This is a genomic window from Amycolatopsis sp. NPDC043885 (assembly GCF_056435685.1).
Genome location: NZ_JBWKEA010000003.1, coordinates 102104 through 125554, shown reverse-complemented (window position 1 = coordinate 125554; position 23451 = coordinate 102104). Strand labels below are relative to the sequence as shown.

The following is a 23451-nucleotide window of genomic DNA, read 5'->3' as shown; positions in this document are numbered from 1 at the left end:
TGCCTCGTTATCCTCGTCGCTGGAGAACTCTCCGTAGCAGGCGTCCACCGGGGCAAGACCCCCGGCCTTCGCGCGCCGATCATCTCTTCGAGATCAGACCGAATCGGCTGCATTCTCGGCACGAAATTTCTCTTGACGACCTGTCGCGCCCATGGCCGTGGCCGCGCTGCCGGATTCGGAGGCTTTCGAGGAGTAGACGCCCCCGGCGGGGGTCAGAAGAATCAGTTACAGCCGGACAGGCTCGACTGTGCGGGTCCGGAGCTTGGAAGTCCATTGAATGACTGCGATATCCACCGCTTCGTGCGCTTGGGAGTTCTACCTTCCCCGATGCCGGTGGCCAGGTCCCGGCCGGCGCCCGCGACCTGAAACGCTGAGATTTGGGAGTGGACATGACGCTCGTGACGGAAAGCCCATCGTCGTCCTCCTGCACCGTCGGCGAGGCGCCGGTGAGGGTGCCGCTTCTTGGCGGCGTGCCCAGGCGGTGGCGCCGGCCCCTGGAGTTCCTGACCGCGCTGTCGGCACACGGTGTCGCCGTGGTGGCGGGCCTCGCACCGGTCCACGGTGAAGTGGCCGTGGGGCGGCGGGCCTGATGACCTCGACGGAAATCGCGGTCCACGCGCAGTTGTTGGACTGTCTTCAGGCCAACCTCGCGGTCCTCGCCGACCGGCACCACGGCTCGGGCACCCATCTGGCGCTGGGAGCCGCCCTGCGGTTCCGGCCCACCGCCGGCACGGGCGGGCTGCCGACCGTCGAGCCGAGTCTCGCAGGCCATCTCACCGACGCGGAGCGGTTCCTTGGTCTCCTGGTGAAGGCTCAATGGCAGCATGTCACCCCGGTGCGGCTCGCCGACTTGAGTTCCCAGCACGGCGAGCTTTACGTGGTGGCCGACGCTCACGATCTGCCATGGACGCCGTATTACGGGCAGCTGCACCTGGAACACAGCTTCTTGGTCGGCAGCGGCCCGGACGGCGCCATGATCACCGACGCCTACCGGAACCTGACGCCGTGGGGCACTGCCGTGCCTGGCCGCTGGGAGGTGGACTGGGCCGAGCTCCCCACCGCCGACCACGTGGTGGCACTGACGCCCACCGCGACCGTGCCGTCGGCCACCCCGGTCGTCGACATAGCCGACCCCGACCACTACCTGGACGCCTACGCCCGGCACGCCGACCGGGTGGCGGCGCTGCGCCAGCTCACCCTGGAGACCTGGCTGCTGGTCCGGTCCCGCCGGCTGCACGCCGGGTTCCTGGCCCGATCGGGCACACCGGCCACCGGCGAGGTCGAGGAGCACCTGCGCGGATGGGACCTGCTGGCCGAGCAGGCGTACCTGGCGGCGCGCCGGGTGGAGCGGGGGCGCCGGGAGCCTGCCGGGTTGCTGGGCCGGTTGGGGCAGGCACTGGCCGCGGACCGGGAAGTGTTCGCCTGCGGCACCTCGCCGGTGCAGATGCGCGACACGGTGGCCGGGATCGTGGCCGCGGTGCTCGGCACAAGAACCGAGCGGGTGCTGGCCGAGCCGGAACTCACCCTGTTGCCGGGGTTCGACTCCATGCGGTTGGTCGCGGTCGTGGCACGTCTCGAAGACCGGCTCGGCGTGGAGTTCGATCCGGACGACCTCCTGCCGGAGAACCTTCACCACCTCGACGGCCTATGCCGGTTGGCCGCCGGATCGATCGGTGCCATGGGAGAAGCCGCGTGAACCCTCAGCCCACTTTGCTGGCGCACCTGCTGGACGCCGCCGCCGCCCGATGGCCCGACCGGCCGGCGGTGACCAGCGATGGGACCACCCTGACCCACGCCGAACTGGCGGGTGCGAGCCACCGGCTCGCCCGCTGGCTCGCGGACCGGGGCCTGCGGCGCGGCGACCGGATGGTCGTGGTGGCAGGCTCCACCCCGCTGACTCCCGCGCTGCTGTATGCGGCGGCGCGCGTGGGGGTGGTGTTCACCCTCTTGCACGAGCAGGTGCGCGGACGACCCCTGGCGCACGTGCTCGACGACTCCGAGCCCGCGCTGGTCGTCGGCGCCGACCGATCGGTGGTCGACGACGCACGAGCCAAGGCGATCGACGCGATCGACACCGCGGCTCTGGCCGACGTCGGGTTCACCGGCGAACCGCGGTCCTGGGCCCCGCCCGCCGGTCACGATCCGCTCCCGGTGGACCCGGTGTGCCTGATCTACACCTCGGGCACCACCTCGCTGCCCAAGGCCGTCGTCAGCACACACCAGCAGGCCGTCTTCGCGGTGCTCGCCATCCAATCGCAACTGTCCTATCGAGACGACGACGTGGTGTATTCGCCGCTGCCATTGTCCTTCGACTACGGGCTCTACCAACTGTTCCTTGGCGCGGCCAGCGGGGCGCACGTCTGGCTGGGGCAGCCGGCGGAAGTCGGGCCCGCGTTGGCGCGCAACCTCGTGCGCGCCGGCGCGACCGTCCTGCCGGCGGTGCCGGCGGTGGCGGAGGCGTTGGCCCGGCTGCTGGCCAGGGGCGGTCCCACCCCGGCCTTGCGGCTCGTCACCAACACAGGCGCGGCGATGCCGTCAGAGGCGCTTACCGCTTTGCGAGCGGCGATCCCCGGCCTGCGGGCGCAGCTGATGTTCGGGCTCACCGAGTGCAAACGGGCCACCATCATGCCCCAGGACGAAGACCTGGTCCGCCCGGGATCGTCCGGTCGTGCGCTGCCGGGAACCGAGGTGTTCGTCGTGGACGGGTCAGGTCGGCGCCTGCGGACAGGGGAGGTCGGCGAGATCGTCGTGCGCGGGCCGAACGTGATGGCCGGCTACTGGCGGAGGCCCGAACTGACCGAACAACGGTTCCCCAAGGCCAACGGGTTGTTCCCGGAACTGCGCACCGGAGACTACGGCTGGCTGGACAAGGACGGCTACCTCTACTTCGCGGGCCGCCGGGACGACATCTACAAGGAGCGTGGCTTCCGGGTCAGCGCGACCGAGGTGGAGGCCGCCGCGCGCAGGGTGCCTGGCTGCGCGTCGGCCGCGGTGTTGCCGCCGAGTGAGGGGGAGCCGGCCGCGCTGGTGGCGACCGGCACGGTGACGGCCGAGCAGGTGCTGGCCGGCATGCGGGATGAGATCGAAGAGTTCAAGATCCCTCGCCGCTGCGTGATCATCGACGAACTTCCCTTGTCCCGCAACGGAAAGGTCGACCGCGAAGGACTGGCCAACCTGCTCAGGGAGGCGCGGCATGTCTGAGGCGGTGCTGGACCAGCAGATCACCCTGTCTCCCGCGCTCCAGGAAGCGCTTCACGAGGTGGGCACCCCTGCCTACGTTTACGACTTGGCCGAAGTGCGGCGCAATGCGCGCCGGCTGCGGGCCGCGCTGCCCGAGGGGTCCGGCCTCTACTACTCGCTCAAGGCGAACCCCCACCCGGAGCTCCTGCGTGAGCTGCGGAAAGCCGGGGCGAGGCCCGAGGTGTGCTCGCCGGGTGAGCTGGACGCGACGCTCGACGCGGGCTGGCCTGCCGCGGATGCCCTGTACACCGGGCCTGGTAAGCGGGACGCCGACGTGGCGGCCGCCCTGCGGTCGGGTGTCCGGGAGTTCTCGGTGGATTCGCCGGCGGCGTTGGACCAGCTGGACAGGATCGCCGCGGGTCTCGGCGTGAAGGCGCAGTGCATCCTGCGGATCAACGACGACCAGCCGACGCCCGGCCAGCGGCTGGCGATGACCGGCGTGCCGTCCCAGTTCGGAGCGGACACCGGGTGGGTGCTCGACGAGCCCGCGCGTTTCGCGGGCCGGCCGAACGCGTCAGTGGTGGGACTGCACCTCTACATGGGCACGAACCTGGTCGCCACCGAGGACCTCGTCGCCCAGTTCGGCCACTCACTGCGTACCGCGGGGCGCCTGGTCGCGGAGCTGGAGGCGGCTGGGGCCGCGATCAAGGTGCTCGACCTCGGCGGCGGTTTCGGCGCCCCGTTCGCGCGGGCAGGCGCCGCCGTCGAGTTCGACGGGCTGCGCGAACGGCTGGAGGACCTGTTCGACGACGGCGTGCCCGGCTGGCGTGCCGGGCACCCGGCGATCGTGTTCGAGTCGGGCCGCTACCTGGTCGGCACGGCGGGCACGCTCGTTACGGCCGTGCTCGACACAAAACGGTCACACGGCAGGGAGATCGTCGTCCTCGAGTCGGGCATCAACCACCTCGGTGGCATGTCCGGCCTGCGCAGGCTGCCGCCCTTGGTGCCCCACCTGCTCACCGTCGGCCACGCGTCCGGTCCTGCCGACACAGCCGAAGCTACGGTCGTCGGCCCGTTGTGCACTCCTCTGGACACCTGGGCGCGCAGCATCCCGCTGCCAAGGCTCGCGCCGGGAGATCTGCTGGCGGTCCCCAACACCGGGGCCTACGGCCTGTACGCGAGCCTGCTGGCCTTCCTCGGCCACCCCGCCCCGGCGGAGATCGTCATCGACAGCGACCTGCCCGGCTCGCCGGTTGTCGACGCCTCCCGCCTACACCTCACGCGCGCCCCGGTTCGCCATGGTGCCACAGGAAAGGAATGATCCATGGACCAGCGATTCACCGAGCTGCTCACCCGATTCCTGAAGTTCCTGGACGGACGGGAGATCACCCCTGAGTCGAGGCTGTGGGACCTCGGGCTGGACTCAATGCAGTCCATCGAGCTTTTGTTCGCCATTGAGGACGTCTTCGACGTCTCACTTCCCGACGAAGACCTCACCGACGCCACCTTCACCACCGCCGGCAGCCTGTGGGGGGCGGTGCAGGCCGCGATCGGCACGCCCGGCGCGCGAGCGGCATGAGCGACGCGATGGCCCTGGCCGAACCGGCGCCGGAGAGCACCACTGCCTGCGCCGGCCGCGTGGCCGGGGTGGCTGCCGAGCACGCCGCGCGCCACGACCGGGAAGCGACGTTCCCGGTGGAGGCGTTGGCCGAGATGCGGGCAACCGGACTGCTAGGGCTGCTGGTTCCCAGTGAGTACGGCGGCCTCGGTGGCGGCATCACCGACCTGCTGGACGTCGCCATCCAGCTCGGGCGCGCCGACATGTCCGCGGCGATGATCTTCGCGATGCACTGCCAGCAGGTCGCCGCGGTGGCGGGGCACGCGGGCGCTCGACTGCGCGAGGAGCTGCTGCCCGAGATCGCGGCGGGCCGGGTGTACCTGGCGTCGGTGACCACTGAGGCAGGCAAGGGCGGCCACCTGCGCACCGCCCAAGCCGAGCTCGACGTCTCCGACGGCGAGCTGGTCGTCGATCGGTTCGCGCCGATCGTGACCGGCGGGACGCACGCGGACGGCTTCCTCGTCACCATGCGCAGCCCGGGCGCCGTGTCGCCCAACCAGATCTCGCTCGTGTACGCGCATCGGGATCAGCTCCAGCTGACCGCGTCCGGCGACTGGCAGCCGATGGGGATGCGCGCCAGCCACAGCGCGCCGCTGCGGCTGGACGGACGGATGCCCGGCCACCAGATCGTCGGAGAGCACGGCGGGTTCCCCCGGATCGCGTCCGAGGTCTTCGCGCCGCTGGCCCATCTCGGCTGGTCGGCGAGCTGGCTCGGCACCGCCTGCGGCGCGCTGTCGCGGGTGTTGACCCTGTTGCGTGCCAAGGAGAGCCGTCAGCGGTTCAACCTCGACTCCGAGCTGTTGCTGAGCAGGCTCGGTTCGGCACGGCAGCGGGTGGACGCCGTGCACGCCCTGCTGCGGCGGACCGCGCACATGGTGGAGGAGGCGGACGACCTGTCGCGGCCGCGCAACCAGCTCATGCTGAACACGCTGAAGATCACCGCCGCCGAGCAGTGCCACGCCGTGGTGGAGGACCTGATCGACGCGGTCGGCCTGCAGCACGGCTACTTGAAGGGCTCGCCAACCGGCCTGGAGCGGGCGTTGCGCGACCTGCGGTCCGCGGCGCTGAACTACAGCAACGACCGGCTGCGGCTCGCGGACGGCCGATTGGCCCTGCTCGACCCGGAGGTTCGCCTTGCCTGAGTCGCCCTACACGTGTGACGCGCCGACCGGCGGGCCCGAGAGCTGGGCCGCGCTGAACGGCGGCGGGCCCGAGATCTGGGCCGCGCTTGGCGCGGCCGGCGCTCTGCGCTCGGCGTATCGGGGCGGCGATCCGGCCCTTGGCGTGGATCCCGCGGGCATCGGCCACCTGCTGTCCGAAGTGGACGCCCAGGCGAGCGTGGGGGCCACTCTGTCGCTGTGCGTCCAGCTGGCCACCGCTGTGCCGCTGCTCGCCACCGGCTCAGGCCCGTCCGAAGCGGCGCTGGCGGACGCGCTCGCCGGGAACTCGGTGACCGCATTGGCCGCCACGGACACCACCGCCGGATCGGACCTGACCGCGCTCGGCAGCGAGGTGACCATCGGCGACCGCGAGCTGGTGCTCAACGGCGGGAAGCGCTGGATCACCAACGCCACCCAGGCCGACCAGATCCTGGTGCTGGCCCGCCACCGCCCAGGACGGCACTTCACCAACTTCACATGGGTCCTCGTACCGGCTTCGGCCGCTGGGGTGACAGCGCGTCGCGCGGACACCGAACTGTTCGCGGGCGCCGGCGTCGGTCAGCTGACCTTCGAAAACGTGCGGTTGCCCCGTGAGCACCTGGTCGGCAGGCCAGGCCGGGGACTGGCCGCCTTCGCCCGCCAGATCGCAGTGGAACGGCTCGCCGGTGCCTTGTGGGCGGTCGCGCTGTGCCGGCGCGCGCTGGCCGCCACGAAGACAAGGCTCGAGGACCCCGCGCGGTCCGATGAGCCGCTGTGGCGACACGACAGCATTCGGCAGCGGTTTGCCACGTGCGTGGTGGCGGTGCGGCAATTGCACGCGCTGTGCCAGGAACTCGGTGACCGGGTGGCGAGCAGGCACGACACCGCGGCCGCCGCGTTGCTGAAGGCCGGCGCGGGGATGACCGTCGAACGGGTGCTGGCGGAATGCGCCCAGCTGCAAGGAGCCGACGGATTCGCGACCGGCGGCGCGCAGTGGCTTCGCGCCCAGGCCGCGGTCTTCGGGATCGGAGGCGGGGCGACCGAGGTCGTGTTGTCCGCGGTCGCGGACTCAGCGGACATGCTGCTGGCGGAGACAGCCAAGGAGGGATCTCGATGAACGACGCCCGTACTCTCGATGACTGGTTCACCGCCACCGTGGCGGAGTTCGGTGACCTGACTGCCTTGGAGGTGGCAGGCGAACGGTTCAGCTATACCGAACTCGACGCCTTGGCCAGCGGGCTGGCCGGGGTGCTGATCGCCGAGCATGGCGGTGCGCCGGCGAGGATCGGGCTGCTGGCCGCGCGCTGCCCGCTGGCCTACGCGGGATATCTCGCGGCGCTACGGCTCGGCGCCACGGTCGTTCCCTTGAACCCGGCGTTCCCGGCGGCCCGTAATGCCGCGATCACCCGAGCGGCCCGCCTTGACCTGGTGCTGGCGCAGAAGGACACGCCTGGGTATGACGATTTGCCGGTGCCCGTCGTGTGGGCCGACCCCCGGTTGGACACGTTCCGTGCGGGCGCTGACCCCGTCCTGCCCAGCTCGACGGCCGGTCCGGAGGAGCTCGCTTATATCCTCTTCACCTCGGGTTCCACAGGGACGCCGAAAGGTGTGCCGATTCAGCACCGCAACGTTTCCGCCTATCTCGACTACGTGATCCCCTTGTACGGCTTGGGTCCGGGCGCGCGGGTCTCGCAGATCTTCGACCTCACCTTCGACCCGTCCGTGCGCGACATGTTCCTCGCGTGGGGCTCGGGTGCGACGTTGGTGGTGCCCAGCGGCAACGACATTCTCGCGCCGGTGCGGTTCGTGAATCGGGCGCGCTTGACGCATTGGTGCTCGGTGCCCTCCGTGGTTTCGTTCGCGATGCGGCTGCGTGGCCTCGCTCCCGGCAGCATGCCGACCTTGCGGTGGAGCGTGTTCTGCGGCGAGGCGCTGACCACGAGCCAGGCGGAGGCGTGGCAGGCCGCGGCTCCGGACAGCGCGTTGGAGAACAGCTACGGCCCCACCGAAGTGACTATCACCTGTGCCGGATACCGCCTGCCGGAACAGGCAGGGCGATGGCCGCGCACGGCAAACGGCACCGTCCCCATCGGAACCATTTACCCGGCACTGGAGACCTTGATCGTCGGTGACGACGGGAGGCGCTCGGAGGACGGCGAACTGTGCGTGCGCGGGCCGCAACGGTTCCCGGGTTACCTGGACCCCGCCGAGAACGTCGGCCGGTTCGTCACGCTCGACGGTGAACGCGCCGGCGTTTACGACGGCTCGGCGCCCTTGACCGAACAGCACTGGTACCGCACTGGAGACAGGGTACGAGTCGAGGACGGCCAGCTCGTCCACTACGGCCGGCTCGACCACCAGATCAAAATCCGCGGCTACCGAGTGGAGCTCGGCGAGATCGAAGCAGCTCTCCGGGCGCAACCAGGCGTGCGAGACGCGTTCGTCGTCGCCGTGGCCGGCTTGAACGGTGAGTTGGACCTCGAAGCCGCATACACCGGCGTCGCACAGGATGCCGAGGTACTCCTCGCCTGCCTGAGGACGAGGCTGCCCAACTACATGGTGCCGCGTGGTGTGACGGCATTCGATCGGCTGCCGCTCAACCCGAACGGCAAAGTGGATCGAGCCGCATTGGCCGCCAGCCTCGCCGCGGGCGACTGAGGCGCCTTCTGGGTATAGGTGACGGGCGAGGGTCGGGACACCGGGTCGAAACGCCACTCACGACCCGACCCCTTGCGGTACCGATGCTCTTTCCGGTCGGTGAAGGGCTCTGCTTCCCTCGGCTGGTCACCATCGGAAGTCCTCCGGGGGCCGGAGGACTTCCGATGGTGACCACTATTTGATGGGTAGGTCAACTATGGCGTGGCGGTCTCCCTTGTCACGTCGCGGCCGGCCGTGAAGGCCTCCTTGCCTACCCTGAAGGTAGGGAAGGAGCCCTTCACGGACGTACCGCCGGCACGAGACACGTTTGCCTTACCCCTCAATAAGTGACCAGATACGCCCTGATACTCCAGTCGAGGGAAGGGGCCATTACGTACCTACTCGCCACCGCCACGGGGCAGTGCGGCTCAAGATCCACAGAGGACAGCGCGCAGCGCCTCGAGAACGGCCGGATCCTCGATCGTCGGAGGCACCGGGTCGGTACGCCCATCCGCGATACCACGCATGGTTTTCCGTAAGATCTTCCCCGATCGCGTCTTCGGTAATGCCTCCACAATGGACACATCGCGGAAGGCGGCGAACGGCCCGATATCCTGTCGTACCAGAGCGACCAATTCACTGCTCAGCGTGCTGTCATCGATGTCGGCTCCGGTTTTCAGGACCACGAATCCCCGGGGCAACTGGCCTTTGAGCTGGTCTTTGATGCCGATCACGGCGCATTCCGCCACGGCCGGGTGAGAGGCGAGCACCGCTTCGATCGAGCCGGTCGACAGCCGGTGACCTGCGACGTTGATGACGTCATCCGTCCGGCCCATTACGAACAGGTACCCGTCCTCGTCGATGTACCCGGAGTCGCCGGTGAGGTAATAACCGGGATGCTGTGAGAGGTATTCCTCACGGTACCGCTCGTCGGCGCCCCACAGCGTTGGCAGTGAGCCCGGCGGCAGCGGCAGGGTGATCACAATTGCGCCCTCTTCGCCGGCGGGGAGCTGTCCACCGGCCCGGTCCAGAATGCGCACGTCCCAGCCTGGCACGGGTTTCGTCGAAGAACCGGCCTTGACCGGCATGGGTTCGAGACCGCGCGGATTCGCCGCGATGGGCCAGCCGGTCTCGGTCTGCCACCAGTGATCGATGACCGGAATGCCCAGTTTCCCGCTGGCCCAGTGATAAGTCTCCGGATCGAGCCGTTCGCCTGCCATGAACAAGGTCCGGAATCGTGAAATATCGTATTTGGCCAGTTCGGTCGCGTCCGGATCAATTTTCTTGATGGCCCGCAATGCGGTCGGTGCGGCGAACAGCGCGTTGACCCCGTGCTCGGCGATCACCCGCCAGAAGGCGCCCGCATCGGGCGTACCGACCGGTTTCCCCTCGTACAGAACGGTCGTGGCGCCGATCAGCAGTGGCGCGTAGACGATGTAAGAATGCCCGACGACCCAGCCGACGTCCGAGGCCGCCCACCAGACGTCGCCGGGGTGGATGTCGTAGACCGCGCCCATCGACCAGGCCAGCGCGACCGCGTGGCCGCCGGTGTCGCGCACGACGCCCTTCGGCTTACCCGTCGTGCCGGAGGTGTACAGGATGTACAGCGGATCGGTCGCGGCGACCGGCACGGGATCCGCCGGCGACGCGTCCCGGATGACGTCCGTCCAGTCGAGGTCCCGTTCGCCGAGTTCGGCGCGAGCGCGCTCACGTTGAAGATAGACGACGTGATCCGGTTGATGCGAGGTGACTCCGAGAGCCGCGTCGATGATCGGCTGGTACTCGACGGTCCTGGTCGGTTCGATCCCGCACGAGGCCGCCACGATCACCTTCGGCTTGGCGTCGTCGATCCGCGCCGCCAGCTCCTTGGGCGCGAATCCGCCGAACACCACAGAGTGCACCGCGCCGAGCCGCGCGCAGGCGAGCATGGCGATGACGGCCTCGGGCACCACCGGCAGGTAGACGAGCACGCGGTCGCCCTTCGCGACCCCGAGCGAGGCGAGGGCTCCGGCGAATCGCGCGACTTCGTCCAGCAGTTCGGCGTAGGTGTACCGCCTGGTGGAGCCGGTGACGGGCGAATCCCAGATCAACGCCGTCCGGTCACCGTGGCCCGCGTTGACATGCCGGTCGAGTGTGTTGAACGAGGTGTTCAGCTCGCCGTCGGAAAACCAGCGGTACATCGGCGCGTTCGCGTCGTCCAGTGCCTTGGTCGGGGGGCGGGTCCAGTCGATCGCTTTGGCGGCTTCGAGCCAGAAGCCATCCGCATCTTCCAGGCTGCGACGGTAGGTTTCGGTATACGTGCCCATGGTTCCGGCTCTCCTTTTGATCGGCTGGCCCTCGTAACTGGCAGGGCGCTCTACCGTCACTCACGACCTGCCCCTTCGCACCGGCCGGTCGGTTCTCCGGTGAAAACGTTACGGTTCCCCGATCCGTGCGGACGTCTCCGTGATTGCTCCGGCGAACCGGTGTGACCGCGAAAGTATGGGGCGATTCTCCCGGCGGAAACGGTCGAGTGTCCGATTAGGACTGGCCGGGATCACGGTGCGACCGGTCCGGACAGGCCATAGAGGTCGTTCCCCGCCCAGTTGACGATGTCGCGTACCGGTTTCGACGGCGGTGCCGGGACGAAGTTGGCCGCGTCGTCGATGCTTCCGGTTCCGGTGTACTTCGCGCGGAGCGGGTACGGGAACACAGGGCGGGTGCGGAACACCTTGCCGTCGGCGTCGCGGCCGGTGGCGATGGTGCGGTCGGGTGAGGCGCCGCGTTCGACCCAGGCGACGAGCTCGCGTAGTGGGTCGTACTCGGTGAGTTTGTCGCCGTGGTAACAGTGGTAGAAACCGGGGACCATGAACAACCGGGCCCAGCTCTGTGTCGCGGCGGGACCGCCGGAGGCGCGGGTCAGCCGCTGGTAGTAGTCGGTGGTGCCGGGCGCCGGGATCGCCTGGTCCGCCCAGCCTTGCCAGAGGACGAGTTTCCCGCCGGAGCGGCGGAATTCGCGCAGGTCGGTCGACATCGCGTTGGAGCGGATGCCTTCGGGGGCGAGGCGGTCGAATTCACGGGCGGTGAAGGTGAACTTCTCGACCGACGAGTGCGGTGTCCCGTTCGGGTAGGCCATGTACCTGAGGTAGTTGTCGGCGAGCGCGTACGCGTACGAGACGCCGCCGAGTTCCGGGGCCGGGATGATCCAGCCGTACCAGGCGAGTTCGGAGCCGACGGCCTGACCGGCCGGGTACAGCTTCCGGCCGCGCTCGTCGGTCGGCGGCGCGTAGAGCCTCTTGGTGGCCTCGACCTGTGCGGTGGTGAGACAGCCGGCGTTGTCCGTGCCCGGCGGGCAGGTGAGGGATGCCGGGTTGAAGCGGCAGGCGCGCGGGTCGTCGATGGCTCCGTCGGCGAGGCCGTCGGACCGGTCGCAGGAGGCGACCGCGGCGGCGTGCAGTGCGGGGAGTTTGCCGGCGGTCAGGATCGGTTTTCCGTCGGCGCCGGTGTTCACTTTGGCCAGCCAGGTCTGGTAGACGCCGAAGAGCGGCCCCCAGAGGCCTGCCGGGGCGCCGGAGACGATGCCGTCGAAGTCGTGGGGGTAGCGCTGCGCCAGCAGGAGTCCCTCACGACCGCAGCCACTGAAGTACGACTTCCTTGGCGGGGCGCCATAGAAGGCGGTGATGACCCGCTTCGAGGCGAGGGACACCACGTGGGGTGCGCGGAAGGCGAAGTCGTCACGGGCGGTTTGGTTGTTCTCCGCCCATTTCCCGTCGTCGAACACGAGCGGGGTGGTGCCGACGTGGCCGCCGTCGGTGGACGCGACCGCGACGTCACCGCCATGCGGGAGCCCGCAGTCCGTGAATGGCGGGGCGGTGACGCCGCCGCAGAAGCCGCCGCAGCCGACTTGCACGTACCGGCCGGCGTAGGTCGTGATGGGCAGCCTGAGCTGGAATCTCACGGCAGGTTCGACATAACCGCGGACGTCGCAGTTCTCGGGTTCGGTCGCCGTCGCCGGCACGACCGTGGCCGCCGTGACGTGGGTGACCGCGCCCGGCAGGTCGTAGGTGCGCACGAGTTCGGCGCAGGCCCGCACAGGGCGGAGTGTCGCTACGTCGGCTGCCGCCGCCGGTATCGGTATCAAGCCTGTCGTGATAAGCATCGCTACGCTGAGTATTGCCAACCGTCGCATGTCTCTGCCCAGTTCCCTCGTGTCCTGAGTTGGAAGTCCGCGTTCATTTGAGTCCATTATGGACAGTTGTGGGTGAGGCAGGTGTGACAGGTGAGGCGTTGGTGCAGGGGGTCGTGAGTGGCGTTTCGGCTCTCTTGATAACCCGAAACGCCACTCACGGCCCCCGCCCGGCAAGCGGGAGGCCCTCTCGGGAGTCAGCCCTTGATGGGGCTGCTCTGGTGCGAGAAGAGGCTCAGCTCGCCGTCTTCGCCGCGAACGACCGTCCACACCGCACGGATCTGGTTCTCCGGCGCGATCTCGGACTCGCCCGCCCGGATGATCCCGCCTTCGGTGATGACGATCGCGACGTTCGGACCGAGGAACTTGACCTCGAGCGGCCAGCCGTAGACGTGCGCTCCTTTGAGGCCGCCCTGGAAACCTGCGCGCATGAAGTCGCGGATCTGCTCCCGGCTGGTCAGCTGGTTGTCCTGCAGCAGCAGGCTGCCGTTCTCGGCGAAGACGTCGGCGAACGTGTCGGCGTCGTTCTTCAGCCAGGCGTCCTGAATGCGCTGCGGTACCGTGAGGACGGCCTTTTCGTCTTCACTGGTGAATGAACGGTAGAACGCCGTGTCCTCTTTGACCGCGTGGTCGGCGAGAATCGACGTGGCGTTGCCCCACGAATTGGTGGTCGGCACTGTGATCTCCCGTTAGTAGTCGTTACCAGCGGAGCGTTGCGCCGGCGCCGCGGGGGCTGTTCTGATAGACCGCGAGCTGCCACTCGTCGTCCTTCTTCACGACGACCCAGGTGGAGCGCACCGCGAGCTCTTCGTCGATTTCGGTCTCGCCGGGGGCGAGAATGCCGCCGTGGGTGCGCAGCAGTGCGACGGTGTCCGAGACGAACCGGACGTCGACCGGCTTGCCGGTGACGCCGCTGTCCTTGAACGGGCCGGCGTAGGCGGCGGTCATGAACGAGCCGATCGCGTCCCGGCCCTTCTTCAGCACGTCACCGGGGAGGATGAGGATGCCGTCCTCGGTGAACTGCTCGGCGACGCCGTAGCCGTCGTTCTTCGCCCATGCGGCGATAAGGCGCAACGGGACGTCAAGGGCTTCCTTTTCCTTCTCTCCGACGAAGGGGCCGTAGTAGTCGTCCAGCCTGGCCTGGTCGTCGTCAGTGGGTGCAGACACTGTGTTCTCCTTCAAAGTGATCGGCTAACCAACGGCACAAATACGATTGGCCCCATACGCCCTTTAGCTTCACACGCGCGATGGCCGGGGCTCTTCTCCTGTTTTGCCACGCCGGACGTGCTTTTCACGCGCGATTCTTTGGTGTGCGCTCGCCGGATACGCGGGTTCGGCGCACTCGAGGAGACGCACCCGAATCTTCGCTGCGGCGACCATTACGACGCGGTACGGGTCCCGTGCCTGGCGGATCATTCAGGTTATCAGGTAGTCAATCAAGGAGAGCCGGATGTCAGAGAAGGCCGCAACCCTCGTCGCGGGGGCCAAGCAATGGGCCACCTATTACGGAAAGTTCACTCAAGGCGAGGAGAGCGTCGCGCTGACCGCTCTGCTGCGCGCCAGGGCCGCGTGGGACGCGAATGACGCCGACGCCTTCGCCGATCTCTTCACCGCCAACGGCAGCATCCTGGTCGACGACACGCAGTTGACCGATCCCGAGGCGATTCGGCTGTTCTTCAAGGAAGCCTTCGCCGGGGCGCTGCGCGGCACCACCCTGGTCATGGAGCCGATCGACATCAAGATCCTCGAGCCGGGCATCGCCGTGGTGATCACGGACGGCGGCGTGCTGTACGAGGGTGAGACCACGGTCCCCGTGGAGCGCACCGTGCGCGGCACCTGGGTGACCGTCCGGGTCGACGGCGAATGGCGGCTCGTTTCGCAGCAGACCAGTCCCATCAAGGGCTGAGCTCGAAGGAGAACGAGCCGATGAACGCCATCGTCGGGGTTACGACCGTGCCCGCCGCGGCGGGCACATCGCACGACATCGGGAGTGACTTCTCATGAGCAACCGCCAACGGCGGAACCTGGTTCCGGTAAGTCTTTCTTTGCCTCCCGTCCCGCAGGAAGGCACAGAGCCCGACCTCGGGTGGGCCGGCGGCGGACGGGTCACGGGGACGACCGCGTCGCGTCGGGGGAATGGCGTGCCGGCATGACGGGGGAGGGCCTCGTGTCCGATGGCCAGAGCGGTCTGACCGCCGGCGAGGTCATCGTCCGCCGGTACTTCCGCGGGCCCCACCTGAGCATGGCCCAGGCCGCCAGGGTGGTGCGGCGGTCGGCGTACGGGCTCCTTCTGTGGGTCCCGATCGGGTCGGGCTTCGCGTCCCTTCGCTGCCCCGATGGGTCCCCCATGCGGGAGGAGCCGATCGATCGCATCGCGGAGGCGCCGCTCGTCACGACCTCATGGCGCGACCGCGACGTGCTCATGCTCGTGCCGCCGGGCCGGGCGCACTCGGTGTGGTGGTTCTTCGACCGCGGTCGCTTCGAGGGCTGGTACGTCAACCTTGAGCGGCCGGCGGTGGGCTGGGACGACGGGACCACGGCCGGCCTCGACACGGTCGACCACACCCTCGACCTGCTTGTCGCTCCCGACGGCACCAGCCGGTGGAAGGACGAGGACGAGTTCCACTGGGCGACCGGCCGTCCGGGCTACTGGTCGGCCGACGAGGCGCGTGCGGTGCGCGCGGAGGGTCGCCGCCTGCGGCGCGCCGCCGCCGCGGGCCGGTTTCCCTTCGACGGGACTTGGTGCGATGTCCGGGTGGACTCGCTCGCTCCACCCATGCTGGACGGGGAGCTTTGGCGCTGGCGGCCCGCGGCGTGGACCCTCGCCGCCGCGGCGTGAGGAAGGCCGGTGCCCGTGCGCGTTCGTACGGTCGTGAAGGGCCCCTTCACTACCCTGAAGGTAGTGAAGGGGCCCTTCATTCACGACGTCGCCGTGATGACGACCGGAATTAATCATACCTGGGGACGTGTATTCCACACTTCCAGCGTCGGGTCGCGGCTCGGTACCGTCGTCCCCAGTATCCGGAAAAGGAGAGGCGAACACCTTCGAGAGCTACTGGCGAGCACGCGCGACCGGTCGACGCCTTTATTCGTGCTCTGCTCACCGCAATTCTGAGGTGGTCCGCCCGGGTGTCTCAGGCACTCCGTGGCGTCCGACGCGATCCAGACCGAGGTAACGTTAAGGAGTTCCACATGCGCGTAGCTTTCGTTATTTGGCCGGCGTCGGCACATCTGTATCCTTTGGTCCCGCTCGCGTGGGCGCTCAAAGCGGCGGGGCACGAGGTCTGTGTCGTTTCCCACCCGGCGATCGCGGCGGAGACCGCGTCGATGGGCCTGACCCCGGTGTCGGTATGCGACGCCGACAGCATGCCCGCACTCATGGGGCCCGCGAGGCCCTATGTCACCGAGCGGGCCGATCTCGCGCGGATCACCGCCGCGTTGGACTTCGACTCTGACGACCCGGATCGTGAGCACTGGGACGTGTTGACCCAGTACTACGTGCCCTCGATGTGGGACTTCCTCCCTTACAAGGGCGACGCGAGCACTCCGCTGCCCGCCATGGACGGCTTGGTGAACTTCGCCCGCACATGGCAGCCCGACCTGGTGCTGTGGGATCCGACTGTCCCTGGCGGCGCGGTGGCGGCGCGTGTGTGCGGTGCGGCGCATGCCCGGTGGTGGACGGCGCCGGACGTCTTCAGCCGCAGCATGGACAGGATCGCCGAGGCCAACAGCAGACCGGGCGCCCCGCCGGTGGACAATCCGGTGGCCGAGACCGTGCGGCCGCTGGCCGATCGCTACGGCGTCGAGGTCGACACGGAGCTGCTGTTCGGGCAGTGGACGATGAATATGCAGCCGCGAGCGGTGGGACCGACCGTCTCCGCGCGGACGTTGTCGATGCGCTGGATTCCGCACGCGAGGCAGGAGGTCATGCCCGAGTGGATGTACCCGGTGCCGGACCGCCCACGGGTGGCCCTGTCGCTGGGTCTGTCCGAGCGGTCGTTCATGGCGGACGGATGGGCGCATATCCCGGCGCTGCTGGAAGCCGTGTCCGTGCTGGACGTTGAGGTCGTGGCAACGCTCAACGACAAGCAGTTGTCGCAGGTCGACAAGATCCCGGACAACGTGCGGGTGGTGGATTTCGTCCCGCTCAACCAGTTGATGCCAACCTGCGACCTGCTCATCCACCACGGCGGTATGGGCACGGTCATGCCCGCGATCGCCAACGGTGTGCGGCAGATCGTGGTCGACTTCGTCGGCCACGAAATCGTGGCGACCCCGTCCTCCGGCGAGGAGAAGCTGGGCCGGTCGAGGTACAGCCTTGGGCCGGCACTGGCCCGGTACGTCACCGATTCGGGGGCAGGCCTCGTCATGAACGTCAGTAAGCCCGATGCCCTGGAGATGCGGGAACAGATCACGAGGGTGCTGACCGAGCCGTCGTTCCAGGAGGGAACGGATCGGTTGCGCAGAGATCTGCTGTCCACGCCGAGCCCCAGCGAGTTCGTCCCGATCCTGGAGCGGCTGACCGACGAGCACCGGCGCCGGTAGGCGCGCTGACGGACGGGCGGCAGTAAGCCCACCGGCCGGTCGGGCGCGACGTCGCCACCGGCTTCGCGATCATCTGGATGGAGAGAGATCATGACCACAGAGCTCACGGGCGGCTCCCACCTCGGTCCGAGGAAGGCGGGTGCCCGCCAATGGATCGGCCTCGCGATACTGAGCCTGCCGACGATGGTGGTGTTCCTCGACCTCACGGTGATGTTCCTGGCGCTGCCGCACATCACCGTGGACCTCGGTGCCAGTGCCTTGCAGAGCCTGTGGACCGTCGACATCTACAGCTTCCTGATCGGCGGATCACTGGTCGCGATGGGGCGGCTGGGTGATCGGGTCGGCCGGCGCAAGCTGCTGCTGATCGGCGCCGGCGCGTTCGGCCTGTTGTCGATCGCCGCGGCGTTCTCGACGAGCCCGGCGATGCTCATCGCGATGCGGGCGGGGCTGGGGGTGGCCGGAGCCACGTTCATGCCCTGCACCCTGGCGCTGATCAGGACGATGTTCCCCGACCCCAAGCAGATGGCCAGGGCCATGGCGATCTGGTCGACGGTGGGTATGGCAGGACTCTGCCTGGGTCCGTCGGTCGGCGGGCTGCTGCTGAACTCGTTCTGGTGGGGCTCGGTCTTCCTGATCGCGGTCCCGCTCATGGCGCTGCTGGTGCTGACCGGCAAGGTGTTGCTGCCGGAGTCCCGCGACGAGAACGCCGCCCGCCTGGACTTCGCCAGCGTGGCGCTGTCGCTGGTCGCCATCCTCGCGGTCATCTACGGGCTCAAGGAACTGGCCAGGAACGGGTGGGACCCGGTCCCGGCGGTGGCCTGCGTCGTTGGTGTCCTGCTCGGCGTGCTGTTCGTCCGCCGTCAGGCTCGCCTCGCCGATCCGCTGCTCGACATGAGCCTGTTCCGGATCCCCGCGGTCGCGGGGGCTCTGACCCTGTTCATGGTCACCGGTATCGCCCTGGCCGGTAGTGGCCTGCTCGTGTCCCAGTATCTGCAGCTGGTCCAGGGACTCAGCCCGTTCGCCGCGGCGCTGTGGCTCATCGTCCCGTCGGTGGTGGCGATAGCCGGGGTCCAGTTGTCCGTCCCACTGGCCACGCGGCTGCGCCCGAGCCTGGTGCTCATGGGCGGGCTGCTGCTCAGCGCCGTTGGCATGGTCGTCATTTCGCGGGCCCCCTCGGCGGGCGGTCTGGCCGTCCTCGTCGTGGGGTTGTGCATCATCTACGCCGGTGTCAGCGCGGTCCCCGCGATCAGCAACCAGCTCACCATGATGGCGACGCCGCCGGAACGCAGCGGCTCGGCCGGGTCCCTCTCGACCACCAGCGGCGAGCTCGGCAACGCACTCGGCATCGCCGCCATCGGCAGCCTGTCCACCGTGCTCTACACCAGTTGGGTCGCCGTACCTCCCGGCGTCCCCGCCGGTGCCTCGGCGGCCGCCAAGGAGGACCTCGCGGGCGCGGTCGCCACCTCCGGGACGCTGCCTGCCCCGCTGGGCGATCAGCTGGCGGCGGCGGCTCGCGAGACGTTCACCAGCGGGCTCAGCACCATCGCGATCGGATGCGCGGTCACGCTGGCGGCACTCACCGTCGTGGTGTACGCCACGATGCGCCACGTCAAGCCCATCGGCTCCGAGGCGCCAGAACCGGAACCGGAGGACGGTCCCGCCGTGCCCCGTGAAGCGGAGGTCGCCGCGGACCGAGCGTGACCGGCCGCGCCGCGCCTGCCCGATGAGGATTCGACATCGAGACGCCCAGCCACCCCGGCGCGCGCCGGGGTGGCTGGGCGTCTCGATGTCGCCGTTCCTGGTGGACGGCTTCGCCCATCCGCACCCGTGTGACACGAAATCGCGCGCCGTCCGAGCAGTCACGGAGACGTCCGGACGGATCCGGGAATCGTACGGTTGGCTACCGGAGAACCGACCGGCCAGCGCGAAGGAGTTAGTCGTGAGTGATGGTTTGAGAGGGGCGGAGAACGTAACGCTCTGCCAGACGTGCCGGGACATCAAGGTCCGCAAGTTCTTGTCGCTCGGCATGCAGCCTTCGTTCCATTTCCCCGCGAACCAAGAGGAACTGGACAACGAACAGCTCTGGCCACTCGAGCTGGGGTTCTGTGAACAGTGCAGCCTGGTGCAGGTCATGGAATGGGTCAGTGAGCGCATCCTGTTCTCAGGCGACTACCACCACCTCGCGGGTCTGACCGCCGGCTACCACGTGCACTTGGAGGAACTCGCGGACACGCTCGCAGGACTCTATGAGTCGGGCCCTGATGGCCGATCCGTCGTCGAGTTCGGGAGCAATGACGGCAGTTTGCTCGACAAGCTGGCCGATCGCTCGTTCGACGTCCTCGGCGTCGATCCTGTCGGTTCGTCGGCAGCCGGAAACCCTGTGGTCAAGGACTATTTCAGTTCGACTGTCGCGACCGAGGTGGCGTCGGCCCGCGGGAAGTCGGACATCGTGGTCGCGCTCAACGTGTTCGCGCACGTCACCAACCTGCACGACGTGCTGGACGGCATCACGACGATCCTGAAGGACGACGGGCTGTTCGTGAACGAGTCGCACTACCTGCCGGATCTTCTCGAGACCCTGCAGTACGACTTCGCCTATCACGAGCACTCGAGGTACTACTCGCTGACGGCGCTGGACGAGGCGTTCCGGCTCCACGGTCTCGAAGTCGTCAAGGTCGAGCGGATCCCGACCCACGGCGGGTCGGTCCGGGTCTACGCCGGCTTCGCCGGTGCCCACGAGATACACGAGTCGGTCGCGGAGATCCGCGAGTACGAAGACACCCTGAAGCTGCGGGACTCGATGATCTACTCCGCTTTCGCCACCAAGGTGGAGGAGCACCGGGAGAAGTTGCGCGACCTGGTCGCGGAGCTCAAGAGCACCGGTGCCACGGTCGCGGGGGCTTCCGCTCCGGGGCGTGCGGTGACACTGTTCAACTACTGCGATCTCGGCACCGACGACATCGACGTGGTCTCCGAGATCAGCCCGCGCAAGATCGGCAGGTTCTTTCCCGGCACCCACATCCCGGTCATCAGCCAGCAGGAGCTGTGCGGGGAGGACCAGCCGGACTACGCCATCCTGCTGTCCTGGCACATCGCCGACGAGGTGATTACCAACCTGCGTAACGAAGGCTTCCGCGGAAGGCTGATCGAACCGCTGCCCGAGCCACGGATCCTCGACCGCTAGTGCCCCGAGCCGTCAGTTCGCGTCGCAAGTTCGTGGCGGCGTTCGGCTACCTGTTGTCCGGCCTGGCCCGGTGACACGCCAGGTGAAGTACATGAAGGCCTCCTTCCTTGCGCCTGGTTTCGCGTGCTCCTGCCGCCTTGCGTCCACTGTGGATACACACGGTTCCTGGCAAGACGGGGAAAGCCGTTTGTACCAGGGGTTTTCTCCGGCACGGCCAGTGCCGCGTGGACCGCGGCGGCGTAAGGTAAGCAGGGTCACGCGACGCCAATGCGAGGAAGAAGGCCTTCATGTACTCGGGAGGTAGTGCGCGCGGCGCATTCCGGCCCGAGTGACGCACCTCGAACGTGGCGAAAGGAGATTGGTCGATAAAAGCGGGGGTGAACGCGAAAAGACCCCCGGTCACGGAGGTCCTTCTCACCCGTTCGGCCGGGCGGCCGGCTCACTCGTCCTTGTACTGGTAGTGGCGGCGGATCGATTTCACCGGACCGGTGTAACGGTCGGCAGGCTTTTCCCATCGCTCTTGCCTGCCAAGCGCAGTCAGGTCGAGCAGGTGGAACGTACTGAGGAACACCTCGGTACCCCGCGCATACGTCGAATACGTGTGGAAGATCCGATCGCCGTCCCGTAGGAAGACGCTGGCGCCCGGCGTCTCCATGCCTTTGAACTCGGTCAGGCCCCGCCGCTCGAGGGCCGCGCGATCCTCGTAGTTGTGCTCGACGGGGGCCACCCGGTCGTCGAGGGTCACGTGGAAGTCGTAGTTGAAGTCGCTGTCCCCCGACGAATGCCAGTCGAAGTCCCATCCCATACGGTCCCGGTAGGCGAGCAGTTTCGACAGCGGCGCCCGCGACACCACCGCGAGCGAAGTGTCGCGCCGGTGCAGATGGGAGAGGCTGCCGAAGTTGTCGACCAGGAACGAGCAGCCCGCGCACCCCTCGTCCCAGTCGGGGTGGAACATGAAGTGGTAGACGATGAGTTGACGACGACCCTCGAACAGGTCGATCAGGCTGCGCTTGCCCGTAGGACCCTCGAAGACATAGTCCTTCTCGACTTCGATCATCGGCAGCTCACGGCGGGCGGCGTTCAGCGCGTCCCGCATCTTCGTGGCCGCCTTCTCCTTGGCAAGGAAGTCCTTGTGAGCGGAATGCCACTCATCACGAGAAACTATCTTCGGCAGGCTCATCGTTCGCCCTCCCTTTGTCTCGTCATTCGTATCCTGATTCGCCTGGAACCAACGGAACCCGGAAAATCGCGGCTGCGCGCGTTTCTGCGCGGGTCGTCGTCCGGTTTCCCTGATATTCGGAAACCGGTTCACCGGCGGCCTCCCCGACATCGTCGGGCGAGGCGGCCGCCGGCGCATCTCCTATCGTGCGGTCTCGCGGATCAGTTCGGCCGCCCGTTCCGCGATGGCGATCACGGCGGCGTTGGGGTTGCCGCGCACGCCGGTGGGCATCACGGAGGCGTCGGCGACGCGGAGGCCGTCGATGCCGTGTACGCGCAGCTGCGGGTCGACCACCGTGCCGATCGCACAGGTGCCTGCCGGGTGATACGTCGAATGCGCGTACGCGCGGATGTGGGCCCGTAGGTCCGCGTCCGACTCGGAGGCGGGCACGGTGTGCGGCGTCGTCGTATACCGTGCCAGGGCGGGCTGGTCGGCGATCTCGAGCGCGATCCGCAGCGCGTCGATCGCGGCGGTCAGGTCTTCGGGCTCGGCGAAGTAGTTGTGCACGATCTTCGGCTTCGCCGTCGGTTGTGGCGAGGCGAGCGACACGGTGCCGCGGCTGAGCGGGGTGAGCATGCTCGGGCCGAACGACACCGCGTGCCCGGTCGGTGAGCCGAGGCCGCCGTCGGCGAACATCACCGGCGCGGCGAGGAACTCGGCGTCCGGTGCGGTCAGCGTCGACCGGGTGCGGATGAACCCGCCGGCTTCCGGGCCGTTCGAGGTGAGCGGTCCGCTCGCGGACTCCATGTACCTCGCGACGTTCTCCGGCGTGCCGGCGGCGAGCAGGCTGATCGGGTGCTCGTGGGTGTAGACGAGCGGGATCAGCGCGTGGTCCTGCAGGTTGGCGCCGACGGCAGGCAGGTCCGCGACCACCGGCACGCCGAGCGCGCCCAGCAGCGCGGCCGGCCCGATCCCGGACAGCTGTAGCAGGTGCGGGGAGTTGTAGGCCCCGGCGGAGACGATGACCTCTCGCTCGGCGCGGACGGTGACTTCCTCGCCGTGGCGCCTGCCGGCGACCCCGACCGCGCGGCCGGTTTCGACCAGCACGCGGTGTACCCGCAGGTCGGTCTCGACGGTGAGGTTCGGCCGGGCGGCGGCGGGGTGCAGGTAGGCGGTGGCGGTGCTCTCGCGACGGCCGTCGCGCTGGGTGACCTGGAACTCGCCGAAGCCGTCCTGCTCGGCACCGTTGAAGTCCTCGGTGCGCTTGTGCCCCGCCTGCGTGGCCGCTTCGACGAAGGCGGCCGACATCGGGTTCTTCGAGCGGCCGTCGGAGACCCGCAGCGGGCCGCCGGTGGCGTGGAACTCCGACTCGCCTCGCTCGTTGTCCTCCGCGCGCAGGAAGCAGGGGAGAAGGTCGGCGTAGCTCCAGCCCGGCTGTCCCCAGCCGTCGAAGTCGAGGCGGTTGCCGCGGACGTAGATCATGTTGTTGGTGGCGCTGGACCCGCCGAGGACCCTGCCGTGCCCGAGGTAGACGCGCCGGCGCTGCAGGTGCGGCTCCGCGTGGGTGTCGTGGTCCCAGTCGAAGTCGGTGCGGAACAGCCGGCCGAAGCCGACCGGTACGTGGATGTCCTCGGCCGTGTCCCGGCCGCCGGCCTCGACCAGGCAGACGCGGACGTCGGGGTCTTCGCTCAGCCGGGTGGCGAGCACGGCGCCGGCCGAACCGGCGCCCACGATGACGTAGTCGTACATGCTTGTGCTCCTTGAAAGAACCCCCTGCTGACACGAAGACGGCCTCGACATGGCGGCGAGGCCGTCCTTCGGCTT

At 68.4% G+C, this 23451-nt stretch carries 19 protein-coding genes; 13 read left to right on the top strand and 6 right to left on the bottom strand.

Annotated elements, in window-relative coordinates; all coding sequences use genetic code 11:
• Positions 1-389 precede the first annotated feature (389 nt).
• From AC069I_RS13455 to AC069I_RS13420, 8 genes are read left to right on the top strand one after another with little or no spacing between them, the layout of a single operon-like run.
• A complete protein-coding gene (locus tag AC069I_RS13455; RefSeq protein WP_478265528.1) occupies positions 390-590 on the top strand; it encodes a hypothetical protein in 201 nt (66 codons plus the stop codon).
• Positions 590-1696 (top strand): acyl carrier protein, encoded by a 1107-nt coding sequence (locus AC069I_RS13450; RefSeq protein WP_478265527.1) that lies wholly within the window; start codon positions 590-592, stop codon positions 1694-1696. The genes AC069I_RS13455 and AC069I_RS13450 overlap by 1 nt, the downstream gene beginning before the upstream one ends.
• Positions 1693-3201, top strand: a complete 1509-nt coding sequence (locus AC069I_RS13445) for a class I adenylate-forming enzyme family protein (RefSeq protein WP_478265526.1) — start codon at positions 1693-1695, stop codon at positions 3199-3201. Before AC069I_RS13450 ends, AC069I_RS13445 begins: the two co-directional genes overlap by 4 nt.
• Complete coding sequence (locus AC069I_RS13440; protein ID WP_478225449.1) at positions 3194-4501, top strand: type III PLP-dependent enzyme domain-containing protein; 1308 nt, start codon at positions 3194-3196, stop codon at positions 4499-4501. The genes AC069I_RS13445 and AC069I_RS13440 overlap by 8 nt, the downstream gene beginning before the upstream one ends.
• Before the next feature lie 3 nt (positions 4502-4504).
• Positions 4505-4759 (top strand): acyl carrier protein, encoded by a 255-nt coding sequence (locus AC069I_RS13435; RefSeq protein ID WP_340686950.1) that lies wholly within the window; start codon positions 4505-4507, stop codon positions 4757-4759.
• The gene (locus AC069I_RS13430; RefSeq protein WP_478265525.1) at positions 4756-5940 is read left to right on the top strand and encodes an acyl-CoA dehydrogenase family protein; all 1185 of its coding nucleotides are present in this window, start codon (positions 4756-4758) and stop codon (positions 5938-5940) included. Before AC069I_RS13435 ends, AC069I_RS13430 begins: the two co-directional genes overlap by 4 nt.
• The gene (locus AC069I_RS13425; protein ID WP_478265524.1) at positions 5933-7054 is read left to right on the top strand and encodes an acyl-CoA dehydrogenase family protein; all 1122 of its coding nucleotides are present in this window, start codon (positions 5933-5935) and stop codon (positions 7052-7054) included. Before AC069I_RS13430 ends, AC069I_RS13425 begins: the two co-directional genes overlap by 8 nt.
• Positions 7051-8595 (top strand): amino acid adenylation domain-containing protein, encoded by a 1545-nt coding sequence (locus AC069I_RS13420; RefSeq protein WP_478265523.1) that lies wholly within the window; start codon positions 7051-7053, stop codon positions 8593-8595. The genes AC069I_RS13425 and AC069I_RS13420 overlap by 4 nt, the downstream gene beginning before the upstream one ends.
• Before the next feature lie 407 nt (positions 8596-9002).
• Here the strand turns inward: AC069I_RS13420 and AC069I_RS13415 are convergent, their stop codons facing one another.
• The 4 genes from AC069I_RS13415 to AC069I_RS13400 all read right to left on the bottom strand — a co-directional run bounded on the left by AC069I_RS13415 (position 9003) and on the right by AC069I_RS13400 (position 13906).
• Positions 9003-10880, bottom strand: a complete 1878-nt coding sequence (locus AC069I_RS13415; protein ID WP_478265522.1) for a propionyl-CoA synthetase — start codon at positions 10878-10880, stop codon at positions 9003-9005.
• 230 nt (positions 10881-11110) lie between these two features.
• Positions 11111-12727, bottom strand: coding sequence for a tannase/feruloyl esterase family alpha/beta hydrolase (locus AC069I_RS13410; protein WP_478265665.1), 1617 nt, complete (start codon positions 12725-12727; stop codon positions 11111-11113).
• 209 nt (positions 12728-12936) lie between these two features.
• Complete coding sequence (locus AC069I_RS13405) at positions 12937-13416, bottom strand: SgcJ/EcaC family oxidoreductase (protein ID WP_340686956.1); 480 nt, start codon at positions 13414-13416, stop codon at positions 12937-12939.
• A 22-nt stretch (positions 13417-13438) separates the two neighbouring features.
• Positions 13439-13906: an SgcJ/EcaC family oxidoreductase gene (locus AC069I_RS13400; RefSeq protein ID WP_478225455.1), complete on the bottom strand. Its 468-nt coding sequence runs from the start codon at positions 13904-13906 to the stop codon at positions 13439-13441.
• A 283-nt stretch (positions 13907-14189) separates the two neighbouring features.
• Between AC069I_RS13400 and AC069I_RS13395 the strand changes: the two genes are divergently transcribed.
• The 5 genes from AC069I_RS13395 (at position 14190) to AC069I_RS13375 (ending at position 20468) form a co-directional block, all read left to right on the top strand.
• Positions 14190-14645, top strand: coding sequence for an SgcJ/EcaC family oxidoreductase (locus AC069I_RS13395; RefSeq protein WP_478225456.1), 456 nt, complete (start codon positions 14190-14192; stop codon positions 14643-14645).
• Positions 14646-14906: 261 nt separating this feature from the next.
• Positions 14907-15578 (top strand): ribonuclease FAU-1 family protein, encoded by a 672-nt coding sequence (locus AC069I_RS13390; RefSeq protein ID WP_478225457.1) that lies wholly within the window; start codon positions 14907-14909, stop codon positions 15576-15578.
• A 353-nt stretch (positions 15579-15931) separates the two neighbouring features.
• Positions 15932-17284, top strand: coding sequence for a nucleotide disphospho-sugar-binding domain-containing protein (locus AC069I_RS13385; RefSeq protein WP_478225458.1), 1353 nt, complete (start codon positions 15932-15934; stop codon positions 17282-17284).
• Between the two features lie 90 nt (positions 17285-17374).
• A complete protein-coding gene (locus AC069I_RS13380; protein WP_478225459.1) occupies positions 17375-18985 on the top strand; it encodes an MFS transporter in 1611 nt (536 codons plus the stop codon).
• Between the two features lie 238 nt (positions 18986-19223).
• A complete protein-coding gene (locus AC069I_RS13375) occupies positions 19224-20468 on the top strand; it encodes a class I SAM-dependent methyltransferase (protein WP_478225460.1) in 1245 nt (414 codons plus the stop codon).
• A gap of 439 nt (positions 20469-20907) precedes the next feature.
• Here the strand turns inward: AC069I_RS13375 and AC069I_RS13370 are convergent, their stop codons facing one another.
• Positions 20908-21648 carry a DUF899 domain-containing protein gene (locus AC069I_RS13370; RefSeq protein WP_478265521.1) on the bottom strand — a complete coding sequence of 247 codons (741 nt, stop codon included), beginning with the start codon at positions 21646-21648 and terminating at the stop codon, positions 20908-20910.
• Positions 21649-21828: 180 nt separating this feature from the next.
• Positions 21829-23376 (bottom strand): GMC family oxidoreductase, encoded by a 1548-nt coding sequence (locus AC069I_RS13365; RefSeq protein WP_478265520.1) that lies wholly within the window; start codon positions 23374-23376, stop codon positions 21829-21831.
• Between the last annotated feature and the right edge of the window lie 75 nt (positions 23377-23451).